The 16,188-nt window shown below is 40.5% G+C and carries 20 protein-coding genes and 1 other RNA gene; 3 read left to right on the top strand and 18 right to left on the bottom strand.

The genetic code is table 11. The features are described from left to right. Positions 1-182 precede the first annotated feature (182 nt). The 14 genes from yabA to dnaX all read right to left on the bottom strand — a co-directional run bounded on the left by yabA (position 183) and on the right by dnaX (position 10,848). Positions 183-545 carry a DNA replication initiation control protein YabA gene (gene yabA / locus ACFO3P_RS01415; RefSeq protein WP_193063798.1) on the bottom strand — a complete coding sequence of 121 codons (363 nt, stop codon included), beginning with the start codon at positions 543-545 and terminating at the stop codon, positions 183-185. Between the two features lie 16 nt (positions 546-561). Next, a complete protein-coding gene (locus ACFO3P_RS01410) occupies positions 562-1,386 on the bottom strand; it encodes a PSP1 domain-containing protein (protein WP_042528587.1) in 825 nt (274 codons plus the stop codon). A gap of 4 nt (positions 1,387-1,390) precedes the next feature. Beyond that, on the bottom strand, positions 1,391-2,380 hold the full coding sequence (holB, locus tag ACFO3P_RS01405; RefSeq protein WP_193063808.1) for a DNA polymerase III subunit delta': 990 nt from the start codon (positions 2,378-2,380) through the stop codon (positions 1,391-1,393). Between the two features lie 80 nt (positions 2,381-2,460). Further along, a complete protein-coding gene (locus tag ACFO3P_RS01400; protein ID WP_193063797.1) occupies positions 2,461-2,892 on the bottom strand; it encodes a YaaR family protein in 432 nt (143 codons plus the stop codon). Between the two features lie 54 nt (positions 2,893-2,946). Further along, a complete protein-coding gene (locus tag ACFO3P_RS01395) occupies positions 2,947-3,276 on the bottom strand; it encodes a cyclic-di-AMP receptor (RefSeq protein WP_040977662.1) in 330 nt (109 codons plus the stop codon). A gap of 25 nt (positions 3,277-3,301) precedes the next feature. Continuing rightward, complete coding sequence (gene tmk, locus ACFO3P_RS01390) at positions 3,302-3,934, bottom strand: dTMP kinase (protein ID WP_289585115.1); 633 nt, start codon at positions 3,932-3,934, stop codon at positions 3,302-3,304. After that, a complete protein-coding gene (locus tag ACFO3P_RS01385) occupies positions 3,934-5,355 on the bottom strand; it encodes an aminotransferase class I/II-fold pyridoxal phosphate-dependent enzyme (protein ID WP_289585114.1) in 1,422 nt (473 codons plus the stop codon). Before ACFO3P_RS01385 ends, tmk begins: the two co-directional genes overlap by 1 nt. Before the next feature lie 1,167 nt (positions 5,356-6,522). Further along, positions 6,523-6,720, bottom strand: a complete 198-nt coding sequence (locus ACFO3P_RS01380) for a sigma factor G inhibitor Gin (RefSeq protein WP_042528592.1) — start codon at positions 6,718-6,720, stop codon at positions 6,523-6,525. A 102-nt stretch (positions 6,721-6,822) separates the two neighbouring features. Then, a complete protein-coding gene (locus tag ACFO3P_RS01375; RefSeq protein WP_193063794.1) occupies positions 6,823-7,086 on the bottom strand; it encodes a pro-sigmaK processing inhibitor BofA family protein in 264 nt (87 codons plus the stop codon). A 99-nt stretch (positions 7,087-7,185) separates the two neighbouring features. Further along, a complete protein-coding gene (locus tag ACFO3P_RS01370; RefSeq protein WP_289585113.1) occupies positions 7,186-7,704 on the bottom strand; it encodes a DUF1648 domain-containing protein in 519 nt (172 codons plus the stop codon). 94 nt (positions 7,705-7,798) lie between these two features. Further along, the gene (locus ACFO3P_RS01365; RefSeq protein ID WP_042528597.1) at positions 7,799-8,011 is read right to left on the bottom strand and encodes a YaaL family protein; all 213 of its coding nucleotides are present in this window, start codon (positions 8,009-8,011) and stop codon (positions 7,799-7,801) included. Positions 8,012-8,092: 81 nt separating this feature from the next. Continuing rightward, complete coding sequence (gene recR, locus ACFO3P_RS01360; protein WP_289585112.1) at positions 8,093-8,689, bottom strand: recombination mediator RecR; 597 nt, start codon at positions 8,687-8,689, stop codon at positions 8,093-8,095. 107 nt (positions 8,690-8,796) lie between these two features. Then, positions 8,797-9,111, bottom strand: coding sequence for a YbaB/EbfC family nucleoid-associated protein (locus ACFO3P_RS01355; RefSeq protein WP_042528599.1), 315 nt, complete (start codon positions 9,109-9,111; stop codon positions 8,797-8,799). A gap of 27 nt (positions 9,112-9,138) precedes the next feature. Further along, the gene (dnaX, locus tag ACFO3P_RS01350; RefSeq protein ID WP_042528600.1) at positions 9,139-10,848 is read right to left on the bottom strand and encodes a DNA polymerase III subunit gamma/tau; all 1,710 of its coding nucleotides are present in this window, start codon (positions 10,846-10,848) and stop codon (positions 9,139-9,141) included. 257 nt (positions 10,849-11,105) lie between these two features. Here dnaX and ACFO3P_RS01345 point away from each other — a divergent pair, with 257 nt between their 5' ends. After that, positions 11,106-11,195, top strand: coding sequence for a putative holin-like toxin (locus ACFO3P_RS01345; RefSeq protein WP_226894862.1), 90 nt, complete (start codon positions 11,106-11,108; stop codon positions 11,193-11,195). 243 nt (positions 11,196-11,438) lie between these two features. On the opposite strand, the gene ACFO3P_RS01340 is transcribed toward ACFO3P_RS01345, so the two are convergent. From ACFO3P_RS01340 to tadA, 3 genes are all read right to left on the bottom strand, one after another. Further along, a complete protein-coding gene (locus ACFO3P_RS01340) occupies positions 11,439-12,464 on the bottom strand; it encodes an NADH:flavin oxidoreductase/NADH oxidase (protein WP_289585111.1) in 1,026 nt (341 codons plus the stop codon). A 136-nt stretch (positions 12,465-12,600) separates the two neighbouring features. Continuing rightward, an RNA gene (gene ffs / locus ACFO3P_RS01335) (signal recognition particle sRNA large type) lies at positions 12,601-12,866 on the bottom strand. Between the two features lie 65 nt (positions 12,867-12,931). Then, positions 12,932-13,435 carry a tRNA adenosine(34) deaminase TadA gene (gene tadA, locus ACFO3P_RS01330; protein WP_193063790.1) on the bottom strand — a complete coding sequence of 168 codons (504 nt, stop codon included), beginning with the start codon at positions 13,433-13,435 and terminating at the stop codon, positions 12,932-12,934. A 91-nt stretch (positions 13,436-13,526) separates the two neighbouring features. Between tadA and ACFO3P_RS01325 the strand changes: the two genes are divergently transcribed. Next, positions 13,527-14,054 (top strand): cysteine hydrolase family protein, encoded by a 528-nt coding sequence (locus ACFO3P_RS01325; protein WP_289585123.1) that lies wholly within the window; start codon positions 13,527-13,529, stop codon positions 14,052-14,054. A gap of 60 nt (positions 14,055-14,114) precedes the next feature. Further along, positions 14,115-15,407, top strand: coding sequence for a glycoside hydrolase family 18 protein (locus ACFO3P_RS01320; protein ID WP_193063788.1), 1,293 nt, complete (start codon positions 14,115-14,117; stop codon positions 15,405-15,407). Positions 15,408-15,487: 80 nt separating this feature from the next. Here ACFO3P_RS01320 and ACFO3P_RS01315 read toward each other — a convergent pair whose 3' ends face one another. Further along, positions 15,488-16,003, bottom strand: a complete 516-nt coding sequence (locus ACFO3P_RS01315; protein ID WP_042528605.1) for a type 1 glutamine amidotransferase domain-containing protein — start codon at positions 16,001-16,003, stop codon at positions 15,488-15,490. Between the last annotated feature and the right edge of the window lie 185 nt (positions 16,004-16,188).

Genomic DNA, 16,188 nt, shown 5'->3' with positions numbered 1-16,188 from the left:
GACAGCCATCCAATACGATACTTACCGTACTCTATTTCATTTTATCACAGCATGAGTGTCCGTCATTTTCCCCTTTAGGTTATAGAAGAAATATTTAAATCTCCCTGGGGAAAAAACGGTCACTTCATCTCCTGATTAACTCAAGCTAATAATCATGGAGAGAAGAACACCACTCCCCATGGTTAAAGTTTCGTTTTATCAAAGAAGTCCAAGCAAAAAATACAATCTTCGTTTCGTCTCGGACTGCCAAACTCTAAACTGCAAATATGGAAACCTTCTTCATAAAGACGTGCTAAATTATCATAGCCTTCCCCCGGAAATATTCCTTTTTGTTGTTTAGAATCGCTTTTTTCCTGCTGTTTTTCCACAGATTCTTCTGTAAAACTGTCTAGGTGATTACGCAAATGATGATTTTCATGGGCCAACCGGTGATTTTCTTCAAGCAACTCACTAAGTTTACCTTTTAAATCACCTAACTGCTCATATAATTCACCAATTTGCTTCTCCATATCGGAAACTTGATCGAATATCTCTCTGTTTCCCAAGATTGATCACCTGCCTCTATTCTGTGACTTGTGCTACAATTCCTTCTTCGATTAATTCATCTAATGTATACTCCACAACACGTTCTTTATCTAAAAGCTCAATTTGAACCATTTTTTCTAATATATTTAACCCGACAACCTTTCCTTTTCCGTGCGGTGTCGGCATCGTTTCACCAATATCCGGGAGCTCTCTTTTTGCTGTTTCATATTCATCATTCTCATATTTCAAACAGCACATTAGCCTTCCGCATAAACCGGATATTTTTGCCGGGTTTAAAGAAAGATTTTGATCCTTTGCCATTTTAATAGACACCGGCTCAAAGTCTCCTAAGAAAGTGGAACAGCAGAGCATACGGCCGCATGGACCAATTCCGCCCAGCATTTTCGCTTCATCTCTGACTCCAATTTGCCTTAATTCAATACGTGTCTTGAACATCGACGCAAGATCTTTTACAAGATTTCTGAAGTCCACTCTTCCGTCAGCTGTAAAATAGAATATGATTTTATTGCGGTCAAATGTATATTCTACATCAACCAGATTCATATCCAGCTTATGCTGCGTAATTTTATCTGTACATATGTCAAAGGCTTTTTTCGCCTGATCCTGATTCTCTATAACCGTTCGCTTATCCTTCTCGTTTGCGATTCGGATTACTTTCTTTAATGGTAAAACTACATCTTCTTCATCGACTTGCTTTTCCGTAATGACTACTTTTCCAAATTCTATCCCTCTCACTGTCTCCACGATGACATAGCTATCTGGAGTGACCGGGTAAGAATCTGGATCGAAATAGTAGATTTTACCGGCTTTCTTAAAACGTACGCCAATAACTTCTAACATTTTTTCACCTCTGTATTTGAAGCGCTAGTTGTTCAATCACCAATGTTGGCTGAACATTTGCCTTTAATTTTCTTTTCGCCATTAAAATCTGATTTAAAATAGTCAATAATTGAGCTTGGGAAAACGTGATGACTATTTTTTCTAACTTAGATGAATCATTGGATAGCAGTATCGTATTGGCGTCTGTATATATATGCTGATGTAAAATATCTTTAAATCCTAGTATTAATAAGTCCAGACCTCGTTCTTGACCTTCTCTATCTTTAAAATGAGGTATCCAATTTTGATGAATGTATGTGTAGATATCCTCAGGCTGTGCAGTATACATTTCTACCCATTGTATCACTATTTTTCGCGCCTCTGCAAACCAATCATCTTGGGCAAGTTCGAGGGCTTCTGTCAGACTGTTTGTCAATGCACTTAAAAGTTTAGCATCGGTCTCATTCACACCCTCTTGCTGTAATCTTTCCTGCAAAATCCCCGGCGGAAGCGACTGCAAATCAATAATCTGACAGCGTGATCGAATAGTTGACAGCATGGAGTGACCATTCTCTGTAAGCATCATAGCCGTTGTTTCCACACTTGGCTCTTCTAAAAATTTCAACAATCGATTGGCAGCATTTACGGTTAATGTATCTGCATCCTTAATGATATACACCTTCTGGTTGGACTCCATTCCCGAATACGTAAATTCCTTCTGCAGATTACGCACCTGTTCTATTTTAATAGAGGCGCCATCCGGCTCAATCCAGTGCATATCCGGATGGTTTCCAGAATCAATCCGCTGGCAATTGATACAGTGATTACATGGATTCTCTCCTTGGCGATTCATACAAAATAAATACTTTGCCAACAGAAGCGCCATTTCTTTTTTGCCAGTCCCTCGATCTCCTTGGAATAAATAAGCATGGGAAATACGATTCTTCTTGATACTATTCATTATCGTCCGGGTTGCTACAGGCTGTATTTGTTCTATCTCTTCCCATGTCTTCATCATTATTTCCACCTTTAAACAGGAGCTGACTCTATTTATTTTTATGAAAGGCTAAAGTCCTCTCGATATAAAAGCTTTGCTCAAGTATAAATATTAACTAATAACCCCTTGATTTCCCCAATTAATCCGAGAATATCAATGGTTTTCTTTTCTTCATCCATTAAATCTTCTGCTAACTGGGCAATCTTTTCATCAATTATCTTCACTGTAGACAATTGCCTGCTTCCTTGCATGCTGAAGCTTTGCTTTTTTTCTAAAAGATACCCTTCCGAGGTCGCTTTTTCAAGAAAGCCCTTTACCATTCGTTTAAACTTGACCAGCTCACGAAAGGAACGATATCGGCTCAGTTTATCTCCCTGCTCCGTAATCTGCTTCACCATTTGAGTAAATTCCTGGGTCTTCAGCTGTTCCGATTGGGATTGAACAAGGTTTTGGAAAGAGGCATTATTTGTCTGCGCCGGACGCTTCAAATTGCCATCTCTCGGTGTTACGATATCACTGGAAATTTTCATTGTTCTCCCCCTCCCGTTTGATTACATAGCATGTTTTTGAAGCAGAATTCCTGTTTAGAATTGGTAAAAGGACTCGATAGGCAAGATGAATACTGTAGCACCGCCAACTTCTACCTTCACTGGTTTTGGAATATACGAATCGGCATTTCCTCCCATTGGAGAAATGGGCGCCACCATCTGTTCCCGATGCGAGCAATTATCACGGATGATTTCGAGCGCATCATTCACATATTCATCCTCACAACCAATCATTAACGTGGTATTACCTTCCTTTAAAAATCCGCCTGTTGTAGCTAATTTAGTTGTCTGAAATTTATTTTCACCTAATGCGTTTACTAAACGATTGGAATCTTTATCTTGAATGACCGTTATAATTAATTTCATGATTGACCAGCCCCTTTTGGCATATTTATTTATTAAATAAAGCTGTAATTCTTTCTAACACATCTTGATAGACCGCTTCAAGCGAACGATCAGCATCCACAGTTTGAAAACGCTCTGGAAAACGAGACCGGATCAGCTGATAGCCTTCATAGACTTTCTCATGAAATTCGATGGTTTCTAAATCCAAGCGATTTTTCTCTCTGTCTGCATTTGCTGAAATACGCTCCAGTCCTTTTTTTGGAGAAATATCAAAGTAGAGCGTTGCATCCGGCATACAATCCTCAATCACAAATTGATTGATCGCATATACTTCATCTACACCAATGCCTCTTGCATAGCCTTGATAAACCAGACTGCTGTCTACAAAACGATCGCATAATACAATTTTCCCTTGTTCTAACGCAGGAAAAACCTTCTCTACAAGATGCTGTCTTCTTGCTGCTGCATATAATAACGCTTCTGTTCTTTCTTCCATTTCCAGATGGAGAGGGTCATGGATAATTTCTCGAATCTTCTCGGAGATACGGATACCTCCTGGCTCTCTTGTCTTGATAACCTCTATCCCCCGGGATGTAAGCTCTTCATAAACCTGATTTAGGATAGTGGTTTTGCCAGCTCCTTCGCCACCTTCAAATGTTATAAACAAACCAGTTGTCATCATCTTTCCCCTTTGTTCCTATATATGCGTATTCCTTCGTCCCTATGCTGTATTCGAACACCCTGCTCCACTAATTTTTCCAAATGTGCGATATGCATCTCTTGGATTCGTTCTCCTTTTAAGAGAAGCGGAATACCAGGCGGATAGGGAATCACTGCCTCAGCAGCTATCTCTCCTATGCTTTCCCTCATCGAGACCAGATACGTTGGATAATTATTCATTTCTTGATAAGACAAATCTAATTCTTGGACCTTTTCGGGAAAAAGATTTGTCCTCTCTATTGTAGCACGATTTGCTGATTTTTTTAATGGATGCCCTATGGTTTTCAACCTTTTTTCCAGTGTATCTATTTCTTCCATCGGAGCAAGCCCGTGGACAAATAAAATTTGCTCATCCGTCGCAAGCTCCGGAAAAATTCCTGCTTTTTCGAGTAAGTTTACAACGGACTTTGTCGAAAAAGAATGTTTCACGTGGAACGTTAGCTTTAATGAATCGTCGGAAGGCATGAATTCCCAAAATGAAAAAGCGGAAAACAACTGCTTTACCTGTTCCACACTTTTTATCGTTTTGATTCGATCTTCTTTTAAAAAGTGTGCTAAAAAATGCCTTGCTATATCTAAAGAAGCCATAAGTATATAAGATGGACTGCTCGATTGGACAATTTGTAAATAATGCGCAATTTGAGACGGATTGATACGGGAAGTCCCCAGATGTAAATACGAAGCCATCGTCATTGCGGGAGCCATTTTATGCGCAGAATGCACCACAGCATCTGCCCCCAGCTCTATCGCTGAAGCTGGAAAAGGGTCTCCTAAAGCAAAATGAACACCATGCGCTTCGTCTACTAGTACAGGGATATTGTATTGGTGCGCCTTATCAATCATTGCTTTCAATTGATAGGTTTGACCAAAATAATCCGGGTAGGTAAGAACGATTGCTTTGGCATCAGGATGCTGTTCTATGGCGGATGCTATGGTTTCATAGCTTGGACTCGTAAATCGGCTGACCTGCTCCTCCCATTCCGGAGCTAAAAAAACAGGCTGTGCTCCTGCTAACTCTACGCCATTCATCACCGACTTATGACAATTACGCTGAATAAGAATCTTATCTTCCTGCTTACACGCCGCAAGAATCATCGCCAGATTGCCAGCTGTCGACCCCCCAACCAGAAAAAATGTATGCTGGGTCTGAAAAAAAGCTGCTGCTAAGCTTTCCGCATCTGCAATAATTCCTGCAGGCGCATGCAAATCATCCATTCCGGTAATTTCGGTCACATCCCAGCGGAGCATCTGCTGAAAATTGTTATGATATGCAGGTGTAAAAACTTCTCCGTGCTTATGACCCGGTACATGGAAAGAGATTGGATTCCTTTTTGCAAATGCTTGTAAATGCTCTGCTAATGGCATACGCTGCTGCTCCATTTGTCTGCCTCATTTCTTTATATATGTAAATAAACAAACCAATTCATTAAAATTGATTTGTTTATTATGGTGTACTTCTTATTATACCAAGCAAGTGAAAGGGATGAAAAACATGGATACTAAAATGTACTATTATTCCGCTTTTTATAGAGCTGCATAAGTCGAAATTATTTAATCTATTTTTCCCGCTGTTTTCCCTTAACAGAAAAAAGCAATTTTCTATAATGAAACACTCAACTTTCGCACCTAAGAATAAGCATATATATCTTGCTATTTCAGGGTGAACATGTTCCCCCTTATCATGCTTGCATTTTGGTGGAATATCCGGCCTTGTTGGAATTGGTGATGGTGCATAGCTCCGCTCCGGCCAACCACTCCGCTTTCCATGGGGACGGCTTCAGCTAACTTGAAAAGAAAACCGCTTTTCAAGTGGATCTTCAGCTCGCCCTGTTCCCATAGGAGTCTGCGTGGTTGGCCTGCGCTCTGATAGGATTCTCCAGCGAATGAAAGAAATAACATTTTAATAAGCTGAAGGAAATAGCAGCTTTCGCCTGAATAACCAATCATGACAGCATGGATATGAAATACAGGGAATCGCTTCGATGCACAGAAAGGAATCTTAGCGGAACATGTTACCATGCAGCATGAAAAAGATGTTCTATCTGATTAAACATCTATTTGGCAAGTTTTTTTCACGTATAGAATATCCTACTAGCGGAGGCGGACCGTTTTGACTCCTGAGGGATCAGCACCATCTGAAGATCCACTTTTGCCAAGTGTTCTTCTTGGCAAAAGTTAGCTGAAGAGCGTGCCCCTAGGCAGACTAAGACCGCAACGTCCTGGGGTTGCGATTACTCGTCCCATCGAAAACATTTGTACGTCGGAAAGCAAAATGGTCCGCCGCAGCGGCGCTTTACACTTCACCTTTTATTCTTTGTCAAGGGTGTTATAGAAGGAACGATCAACTCCTGTTTCTATAGAAGCGAAATTACTTTTTAATGTGCGAAAGTTGAGTGAAACACTTTAACGAGCGTAGTGTATTTCCGTAGCCGGTCGCTAGGAGATAGAATCTTTCATTTAACTTATATAGTACGTACCTTTCTTCCATATCTATGCTAACAAAACAAAAAAGCCTTTGCATGCAAAGACTTGTAAAAGGGGATTATATTAAGAATGTAATGTTGATTGGTTGATATTTTTTAACTTTGAGAGATAGTATTGGTATTTTTCTTCCCGCGGCTCCGTATGAATCATATTATGCTCACATTCCGAACATAAAAACATGGAATACAAATGAATCCCGTTTTCCTTTGGTTCCTCACAAATTCCGCAATACTCATACTCTTGAACTTTTTGCTGCTTCATTTCTCCACCTCCGTTAAAACTAGTATCTCCTAATCTAACGGATGCTATACATAGATATTATTTTTTAGATTTTTATTCCACCTTGAAAGAATAAACAGCGTCTCAAAGAATAAATAAATGGATTGCTGCAAGGGAACCGACTCCGAATATACCAAGAAATCCAGATACTAATACCGTAAATAGATTAATTGGAATATGCAGACCTACCGCCCCTCCAAATACATTTAAGAAAAAAAGCAGCAATGCGCCTATCCCCAGCTTCATCGTTGCTTTCCCAATATGTTTCATTGGCTTTACCGGCGCACCTACAATAAATAAAAGAATAATTAATCCGACAATCGTTCCAATAAATAGTGTTGAATTCATTCCTCTCCCCACTTTCCTTCCATCACTTTAACTTATTTCTATGATTTACCGGAAGCGATTAGAACAGGTTTTAAAAGCAGCAGGATAATTGACAACTTTCTAAGATTCATTAGCAGCTTCCTTCTTTAGACGAGAAGAAAGGACAATAAAGAAAGCAATCGTCCCTGCAAATAGAAGAATAATGAATACCAAAGACCACGTATTTATATAAGATGGAAGCCCTCTCGCAACACGAATATCATTCCATATAATAAAAGGAAAGAGAATAGCTATCTCATTTTTTAAAACGTTCACCAGCATTCTGGAATTGATATATTGCCCTTTCACATTTGCTTCTGTTAGATTCCGATAATTATATACATGTGGAAATCGTTCCATAACAGTCATCCCAAACCATAAAAGTAACCCGATGCCTAAGAGGATGAACAGTTCTTCCCTTCCTCCCCATCTTGTTACTTCCCCTGCTTCATTATAGTGTCCGGGAATCTGATTTGGAATAGCATCCCATGTAAAAATAATATACACAATAACACCAGAGAAACTCAGTATTCCCAGAACATTCAACAGCTTTTCAATTGCAGTCATTTTTAAGTTTAGATTCGGCGGATTGGTTTCCATAATAAGTGTCCCCTCTTTTTTTCTTAGAAAAATAAAAAAGAATCAGGCAGCTTGAAACATACTTGATTCTTTTGGAAAAATATATTCTTTAATTTTAAAATCGTGTCGCTTTAACCTTGCGAATACGAGCTTCTTTCAACAGCATCAAATATTTGGATCTCGCTAATAGCTCCTCTTTCATCCCATTACGTGACGGGTCAATACTTTTTCGCACAAAATCCTGAAGCTGCCTCCACTCGCCCTCTACTTGATATAAAGCATTCAGAAGCTCCTGGTCCATATCTTTTTTCTTTAATTTCTTTGCCATATTTCCCACCAAACCTCGTTATAAAATGAAATTTCATCCCATGGAAGCTTTATTCTCCTCATGAATGATCAGCGATACAATTTAGACATCTCTTCGTCCCTCTAATGCTTTTGATAATGTAACCTCATCCGCATATTCCAAATCACCGCCGACAGGCAATCCATGTGCAATACGTGTGGTACGAATACCAGAAGGCTTTACCAACCGGGAAATATACATTGCCGTGGCTTCCCCTTCAATATTCGGATTGGTTGCTAAAATAAGCTCTTCTACTTCTTCGTCTTTCAATCGATTAATCAAATCCGGCACATTAATATCCTCTGGACCAATTCCGTCCATCGGTGAAATGGCTCCATGGAGAACATGGTATTTGCCGCGAAATTCTTTCATTTTTTCCATCGCAATCACGTCTTTCGGATCTTGGACAACACAAATAGTCGATCCATCCCGGCTGGTATCCTGACAAATAGCACACGGGTCTTGGTCTGTAATATGTCCGCAAACAGAACAATGGGTAAGCTCCCGTTTCGCATTCACTAATGCATTAGCAAAATTCATCACATCGTCATCCTTCATATTTAAAACAAAGAAGGCCAGACGTGCTGCTGTCTTTGGACCAATTCCCGGTAATTTGGAGAAGCTATCCATCAGCTTGGTTATCGGCTCTGGATAATACATACTTTCTTACCCCCTTATCAAAAAAAGTCAATTAAAAACTCTATCTTTTGCGAAAATAAGACGCCTTGGCAGTGAAGCCAGACGTCTTATCTTTAATTAGAAAGGAATTAGAACATTCCTGGCATATTCATTCCTTTTGTAAATTGTCCCATGGTATCATTTGTTTTGTCATCGATTTGTGTTAACACGTCATTAGTCGCTGCTAAAATAAGATCCTGCAGCATTTCAATATCATCCGGGTCAACAACCTCTTCTTTGATTTCTACATCTGTAATTTCTTTTTTGCCATTCGCCCGGACAGTTACCATGCCGCCGCCAGCTGAAGCTTCAAAGGACATTTCATGTAATTCATCCTGTGCCTTCATCATTTTCTTCTGCATTTTCTGCATTTGCTTCATCATGTTATTCATATTTCCCTTCATGGAAAATACCTCCTTTAAATGTATATGTTAATCATGAATTTCTAAAAGATCATCACCAAAAAGCTTTCGCGCTTCATCTACGAGCGGGTCTCCTTCTGGTTTCTTGGGTTCATCCGGCTTTTCCTGCTTTTGAATATACTCACTGCGCAGGTCATTCCACTCTTTCTCCGGAATAGGAATAATCGTGCGGTGTTTATCCAAATTCCCTAATATCGATTCTACCATTTCCCGATGATCCAGGAATAAAGAACAGTGAATTTCATATTTAAACGCAACAATCAGGGTATCAGCTGATGCCGCAGCAGGCTTGCTGTCCTGAATCGTCGCATGAGCCGGGGCATTTGTTGTTTTCAACTGATTTAAGAAGTTTGCCCAATGTGCATGAACATCTTTCAGTTCTTTTTTCTCTGCCTTTCCTAGTGTATCACGAATTCGATCAAATGGAATCTTATAAGTGTTTCGTGAATTTCTCGAGCTGGGACGGCGTCTTTCCTGTGCAGGGGCGGTACCGCCAGCATCTTGCTGCTGGGGCGGGGCTTCTTTTAATTTTGCAATATCACGCTCCATCGCCTGCAGTTTCTGCTGAAGCTGCCCGACAACAGCTGATTGCTCCACAGCTTCCGGCTGAAGCTGTCCGGATCCTTGCGTCTTTCCAAATTGATCTGTAATGGACAACAGTGCAACTTCAATAAAGATTTTCGGACTGTTGGACCATTTCATTTCCTGCTGGCATTGATTCAGTTCAATAATTGCATGCTGAATCCAGCTGTTCTCCACTTGCTCCGATAATGCTTCAAAAGCTTCATTGGCTACTGCCCGTTCTAATAAATCAGCTAAACCTGACGAGCTTTTATATAAAAGTAAATCACGCATAAAGTAGATTAAATCCTGTACAAACTTTCCCGGATCTTTTCCGGTCTGAATCATCTGGTCCAATCCTTGAAGCACCGTCTGCACATCCTGCTGAATCATTGCACGGACGATATTGGTGAGCACCTCCTGAGATACTCCGCCAGTTACAGCAAGCACATCTTCTAACTCTACCTGCTCCTCACTATAGGAAATTGCCTGGTCCAGGATACTCAGTGCATCACGCATTCCGCCTTCTGCTGCTAATGCCACAGACTCTAAGGCTTCCTCTGTAACAGAAATAGTTTCTGCCTGCATGATTTTTTGCATTCTTTCCACAATTGCCTGATTAGAGATCGGTTTGAAATCAAAGCGCTGGCAACGGGATATAATCGTTAATGGTATTTTATGCGGTTCGGTAGTTGCCAGAATAAATACAACATGTTTTGGCGGCTCTTCCAGCGTTTTCAAAAGCGCGTTAAATGCATTGACAGATATCATATGCACTTCATCAATAATATACACTTTATAAGGCACAGCACTCGGTGCATACTTTACTTTATCACGAATATCACGAATATCATCGACGCTAGTATTTGATGCCGCATCAATTTCAATGACATCCGAAATAGAGCCATCTTGAATCCCTTTACATGCCGCACATTCATTACATGGTTCTTTGACAGGCGCATGCTCACAATTAATCGTTTGTGCAAAAATCTTTGCAGCACTCGTTTTCCCTGTCCCTCTTGGGCCAGAGAATAAATAAGCATGTGAGAATTTATCCTGGGTAATAGCATTTTGTAATGTTCTCGTGATATGCTGCTGTCCTACGACATCTTCAAATGTTCTTGGTCGCCAGACGCGGTATAAAGCTTGATAACTCATGATTTCGATTCCCCTTATTTGTCTCCTTCTTATTATACCCGATTAAAGGCTTGGATGAAAACCTTAGAAATGATTATCTGGAAGTAATTTATGTTTGCAAAAATTAGCTTAGAATTTAATTTTTTTATGTTGAATAAAAAGGTTCGTCTAAATTTATAGAACTAATGTTCCTATTATGGTATAATACACTAAGATACTCACAGTAAGAAGTTAAACGGTGGAAGGTACCATCTCCTATATGAAAGGAGGTGATGCCTATGGCTACTTTTGATGCCTTATCTTTAATGATCAGCTTTGGCTTGCTTATTATAGCCATTCTTTCATTTCATGATAAAGACCAAAAGTAAAAAAACCACCCTTCGCTTGCCGGCAAACAGGGTGGCTTCATTGTCACTTAAAACAGCCTTCCCTCTCTGATGGAGAGAAATCACTGTGTGTATTTTCCGGGCAGCATGTGGTTGCATGCTGCCCTTTTTTATATCGTATGCTTTGCTATAGAAATTATATCATATCCCTGGTTTCTAGTACAATTTTACCTGTAAAAAGAAACTCGTACGGGGAATCATCCTTCTATTCGTCTGCATTCATCACTACTTCTTCGGATAAGCACGCTTATATTGTCTTGCCGGTTCCATCGTATCTCCCAACTGTTCGCTTGCCCGAATGGCCCAATAAGGATCTTTCAGCATACCGCGGCCAATCGCAACCAGGTCCGCATCGCCATTTCCGATAACAGACTCTGCCAGCTCCGGGTCTTCTAAAAGGCCGACAGCAATCACCGGCATATCCAGCTCTTCTTTAAATCTGCGTGCAAATGGAAGCTGATAGCCTGGATTGGTGGCTGGTTTTTGCTTTCCTGGAGGTGCTTCTCCGCCGCTGGAAATATGGAACATATCCACACCAGCCGCTTTATATTTTTTGGCAATTTCTAATGCATGGTCTATATCATAGCCGCCATCCATGTATTCTACAGCTGAAATTCGCATCAGAAGCGGCATATCTGCAGGAATCACATCTTTCACAGCACGGATAATTTGTACCCCAAAAAAGGACAGCTCCTGATACTCATCCTCTCTCTGATTAATTAACGGAGAATGAAACTGATGAATCAAATAACCGTGTGCTCCATGCAATTCAATTGTATCAAAACCAGCTTCGACTGCCCGTTTTGCTGCATCCTGAAATTGTTGAATCGTTTCCCGGACCTCATCTGTCGTTAAAGCACGAGGCATTTTATCATCCTCTGTAACAGGAATTGCCGATGGAGCAACGGGTGGGTTCGCATCCTCAGCCTTTCTTCCGGCATGCGCAATCTGAATACCGATTTTAGCACCCTGCTTATGAACGGCATCAACTATTTTTTTATAAGCCGGAATTTGTTCGTCTGACCAGAGACCAAGATCGTTATCTGTAATACGGCCATCCGGATCGACATCTGTCATTTCAACTAAGATTAATCCGGCACCGCCCACTGCACGGGAGGTATAATGAACAAAATGCCAATCGTTTGGAATCCCGTCCTTAGCATCTACTGAATACTGACACATTGGAGCCATGACAACTTTATTTTTCAAGGTTAAATTTTTTAATGTAAAAGGTTGTGTTAATTGAGCCATTTTTACACCTCGCTTGTAAATTTTAAGTAATTCATAGCATATGCTTTCTTATGATTCAGTGCAAATAATCTGTTTATCCCGCTATATTTTTGCATAAAAAAAGAACTGCATTCACAGTTCTTTTCTTTCATATGTAACGTGCACCTGCTTTCGATGGAGTGACCATATGCGCTACGTAAGTTCATGGCTCAGCCCAGGTTTCCCTGCGGCACACAAGAATGACCACTTACTGCTGCTTCCTTCCGGACCTGACAGGGTTCATGGGTTCCTGTTGCGCAGGACCCGGACGTCAACACCAATTCCTTACGTCTGACCATACAGTCATCCCACCTCGAGCAGGAATTCGGCCTCGCTATAGCGGATTGCGAGTACAGGGCACCGCTACCTCCCCGCTTAGCACGTATTTATTATTATAGCTTCCTCGTCCTAAAAATGCAATGAAAAAAGTATCTTTTCCAGTGTTGGCTCTATTCTCCGGACTCAGCACCCTTTTCATTCTTCTTTTGACGCAGCTCTTTAAAAAAATTCTTTAAAACCGTACTGCATTGTGGTTCAAGCACACCAGATTTCACCTCGACCTGATGGTTAAACCGCGGTTCCTCCAATAAATTCATTAAGGTTCCCGCACAGCCTGCTTTCGGGTCACTTGCTCCATAGACTACACGCTTTACTCGTGATTGAACAATTGCTCCGGCGCACATAGGACATGGCTCTAATGTAACGTATAAGGTGCAATCCTCTAATCTCCAGCTGCCGACTTTTTGATTGGCATCCTGAATAGCAAGAAGCTCTGCATGAGTTAGGGTAGTTTGCATGGATTCACGCAAATTAAAGCCTCTGCCGATAATTTCTCCATCCTTCACGACCACTGCGCCAATGGGGACTTCGTTTAACATCCAAGCTCTGCGTGCCTCCTGCAGAGCAGCTGCCATATACTTTTCGTCCTGGCTTACAGATATTTCTTCTGTCATTTTTATCACATCACTTTATTCTCGTTTTAATAATTGTTTAGCGGGAATACTATATTAACTGATTTCTTTAAAAAAGGAGAAGCTCATGAATATAACACCAGAGAACACAGCACTTGTTTTTGTCGACTTAATCAATGATTTTAAATTTGACGGCGGTGACAACCTTCTTGCAAATACAGAAGAGATTCTCCCAAATTTAATTAATTTGCGTCACTTCGCCAAAGAAAAGTCGATACCTATTATCTACGTTAACGATCATTATGGATTATGGCAAGCAGATTTCCGGGAGATTATCAAATATTGTAAAAATGAAAAGAGTGAGAACATCATTGAAAAAATCAAACCGGATGATGACGATTATTTCCTAATTAAACCACAACACTCCGCCTTTTTTCAAGCACCCTTACACGCTCTTTTAACTGATTTAAAACGAACACATCTTATTTTAGCAGGAATTGCCGGCGATATTTGTATTCTGTTTACGGCAAAGGATGCCTATATGTATAAATTCAGTCTTTCCATTCCTAAAAACTGCCTTGCTTCCGAGGGAGTGGATAATAATAACTATGCGCTTTATTTAATGGAATCGGTCATGGATGCAGATATTACAGCAATTTAGCATATTACTTTCTCCCCCTTCATATAGTGAGTAAGAAGCACTCTGAAGGGGGTTATTAGTTTGCAAATATACGTCGTTGAACAAGGAAATACGCTGGAGCAAATTGCAGATACATACGGTTCCTCCGTTCAAGATATTGTCAATGCGAATGAACTAAATGCACCTGACCAATTAGTTATCGGGCAAGCACTTGTCATTCCCATTGTCGGAGAGTTTTACTTTGTGCAGTCTGGTGATACACTTTCTTCCATTGCGGGTCAATTTAACATCCCTGTGGAGGAATTAGCAACAGTTAACGGGTTAAATGCAAATCAGATTATTTATCCCGGACTTCGCCTATACATCCCGCCTGCTCCAAAAGAACCGATTACTTCCAATGCCTATGTCGAACCAATGGGAGAGGAGGTTTCCCAGACATTAGAAACAGCAGCAAGCACGTATTCGCCTTTTTTAACGTATCTCACTTTATTTAGCTACCGCGCTAATCGGGATGGTACACTGACAGCTCCGCCAACAGGGAATCTTATCACCTCCGCACGAGCAAACGGCGCCTCCATTGCGATGGCCATTACCAATTTAGAAGAAGGAGCCTTCAGCTCGGAGGTCGGGCATATTATTTTAACGGTGCAGGCTGTCCAAAATCGGTTATTAGATGAGATTATTAATATCGCAACAGAACAAGGCTTTCGTGATGTACATTTTGATTTTGAATTTCTTCCATCAGATGATAGGGAGGCTTATAATACCTTTTTGCGTACCGCAAAGGACCGCCTTTCCCAAGCTGGGCTGCTGATTTCAACAGCGCTTGCTCCAAAAACGAGCGCAGAGCAGACAGGGCAATGGTATGAAGCACATGATTACCGCGCCCACGGAGAGATTGTTGATTTTGTTGTGTTGATGACTTATGAATGGGGCTACAGCTACGGTCCACCGATGGCTATTTCACCTCTCAACTCCGTCCGCGACGTGGTGGAATATGCTGTTTCTGAAATTCCATCAGAGAAAATTTTACTCGGTCAGAATTTATATGGATATGATTGGACACTTCCTTTTGTAGAAGGAGGGGAAGCGGCACGGGCTATCAGTCCGCAGCAGGCCGTTCAAATCGCCTGGGAGAATAATGTTGCGATTCAATATGATACCACAGCCCAAGCGCCCTATTTTATGTATGCAGATGCCTCCGGACAGGAGCACGAGGTTTGGTTTGAGGATGCCCGTTCAATCCAGGCTAAATTTGATTTAATCCGCGAATTTCAACTTTTAGGCATTTCTTATTGGAAATTAGGGCTGTCCTTCCCGCAGAACTGGCTGCTTTTAAATAATGAATTTGATATTCAAAAATTAGAGGAATAAGCAGAATATGTACATGAAAAAGAGTGCTTTGAAAATATGGTTTCAAAGCACTCTTCTTTATTTCTAATTATACTTTTTAATTAACCAAGCACTTTCACAGACTCACGATTAAACGCTGGAATATCATCTGGTGTACGGCTTGTTACTAATTGATTTTGACAAACGACAACTTCTTTATCCTGGAATTTCGCACCTGCATTTTCTAAATCAACCTGGATTGATTTAAAGCCTGTTGCTCCACGTCCATTCAGTGTTTTTGCAGTGATAAGAAGCTGCGGTCCATGACAAATGGCCATCACTGGTTTCTTCTCATCCATAAAATGTTTTGCAAATGCAACGAAGCGGTCATCTGCACGAAGCATGTCTGGAGAGAAACCGCCAGGAATAAATAATGCATCAAAGTCTTCTGGTTTTACGTCATCAATACCTTTATCGATAGTTACTTTTGTATCTTCTGATTTGCCTGTTACGGTATTGCCTTGTTCTTTTTCAATCGTAACCAGCTCATGACCAGCTTCTTCCAATGCTTTTTTAGGATCTGTATATTCTACGTCTTCAAATAAGTCTGTGATAACTGTTGCAATTTTTTTACCCATGAATTATTCACTCCTTTAATATTGGTTACATCCTATATCTTCCCAAATAGAATTTATTTAAAACATACGAATTGATATTTTTTGTAAAGGGCGTTATCGAAGGAACGATTAACTCCTGTTTCTGTGAAAAAAAAGTTATTTTTTAATGTACGAAAGTTTGAGTACGTAAAAATAGTGGCTTCTCA

Source organism: Oceanobacillus aidingensis, from assembly GCF_042654105.1.
GTDB classification, from domain to species: Bacteria; Bacillota; Bacilli; order Bacillales; family Amphibacillaceae; genus Oceanobacillus; species Oceanobacillus oncorhynchi.
This window is presented reverse-complemented; position numbering and strand designations above follow the sequence as displayed.

Bases quoted from the DNA above. Each gene is read 5' to 3' on its own strand.
- ACFO3P_RS01380 (WP_042528592.1), bottom strand. From the start codon at position 6,720: ATGAAGCAGCAAAAAGTTCAAGAGTATGAGTATTGCGGAATTTGTGAG.
- ACFO3P_RS01385 (WP_289585114.1), bottom strand. From the start codon at position 5,355: ATGGAGCAGCAGCGTATGCCATTAGCAGAGCATTTACAAGCATTTGCA.
- tmk (WP_289585115.1), bottom strand. From the start codon at position 3,934: ATGACAACTGGTTTGTTTATAACATTTGAAGGTGGCGAAGGAGCTGGC.
- ACFO3P_RS01355 (WP_042528599.1), bottom strand. From the start codon at position 9,111: ATGAAGGGAAATATGAATAACATGATGAAGCAAATGCAGAAAATGCAG.
- ACFO3P_RS01395 (WP_040977662.1), bottom strand. From the start codon at position 3,276: ATGAAATTAATTATAACGGTCATTCAAGATAAAGATTCCAATCGTTTA.
- ACFO3P_RS01315 (WP_042528605.1), bottom strand. From the start codon at position 16,003: ATGGGTAAAAAAATTGCAACAGTTATCACAGACTTATTTGAAGACGTA.
- ACFO3P_RS01400 (WP_193063797.1), bottom strand. From the start codon at position 2,892: ATGAAAATTTCCAGTGATATCGTAACACCGAGAGATGGCAATTTGAAG.
- ACFO3P_RS01345 (WP_226894862.1), top strand. From the start codon at position 11,106: ATGGCTACTTTTGATGCCTTATCTTTAATGATCAGCTTTGGCTTGCTT.
- ACFO3P_RS01340 (WP_289585111.1), bottom strand. From the start codon at position 12,464: ATGGCTCAATTAACACAACCTTTTACATTAAAAAATTTAACCTTGAAA.
- holB (WP_193063808.1), bottom strand. From the start codon at position 2,380: ATGAAGACATGGGAAGAGATAGAACAAATACAGCCTGTAGCAACCCGG.
- ACFO3P_RS01370 (WP_289585113.1), bottom strand. From the start codon at position 7,704: ATGGAAACCAATCCGCCGAATCTAAACTTAAAAATGACTGCAATTGAA.
- ACFO3P_RS01365 (WP_042528597.1), bottom strand. From the start codon at position 8,011: ATGGCAAAGAAATTAAAGAAAAAAGATATGGACCAGGAGCTTCTGAAT.
- ACFO3P_RS01375 (WP_193063794.1), bottom strand. From the start codon at position 7,086: ATGAATTCAACACTATTTATTGGAACGATTGTCGGATTAATTATTCTT.
- tadA (WP_193063790.1), bottom strand. From the start codon at position 13,435: ATGACAGAAGAAATATCTGTAAGCCAGGACGAAAAGTATATGGCAGCT.
- dnaX (WP_042528600.1), bottom strand. From the start codon at position 10,848: ATGAGTTATCAAGCTTTATACCGCGTCTGGCGACCAAGAACATTTGAA.
- recR (WP_289585112.1), bottom strand. From the start codon at position 8,689: ATGTATTATCCAGAGCCGATAACCAAGCTGATGGATAGCTTCTCCAAA.
- ACFO3P_RS01410 (WP_042528587.1), bottom strand. From the start codon at position 1,386: ATGTTAGAAGTTATTGGCGTACGTTTTAAGAAAGCCGGTAAAATCTAC.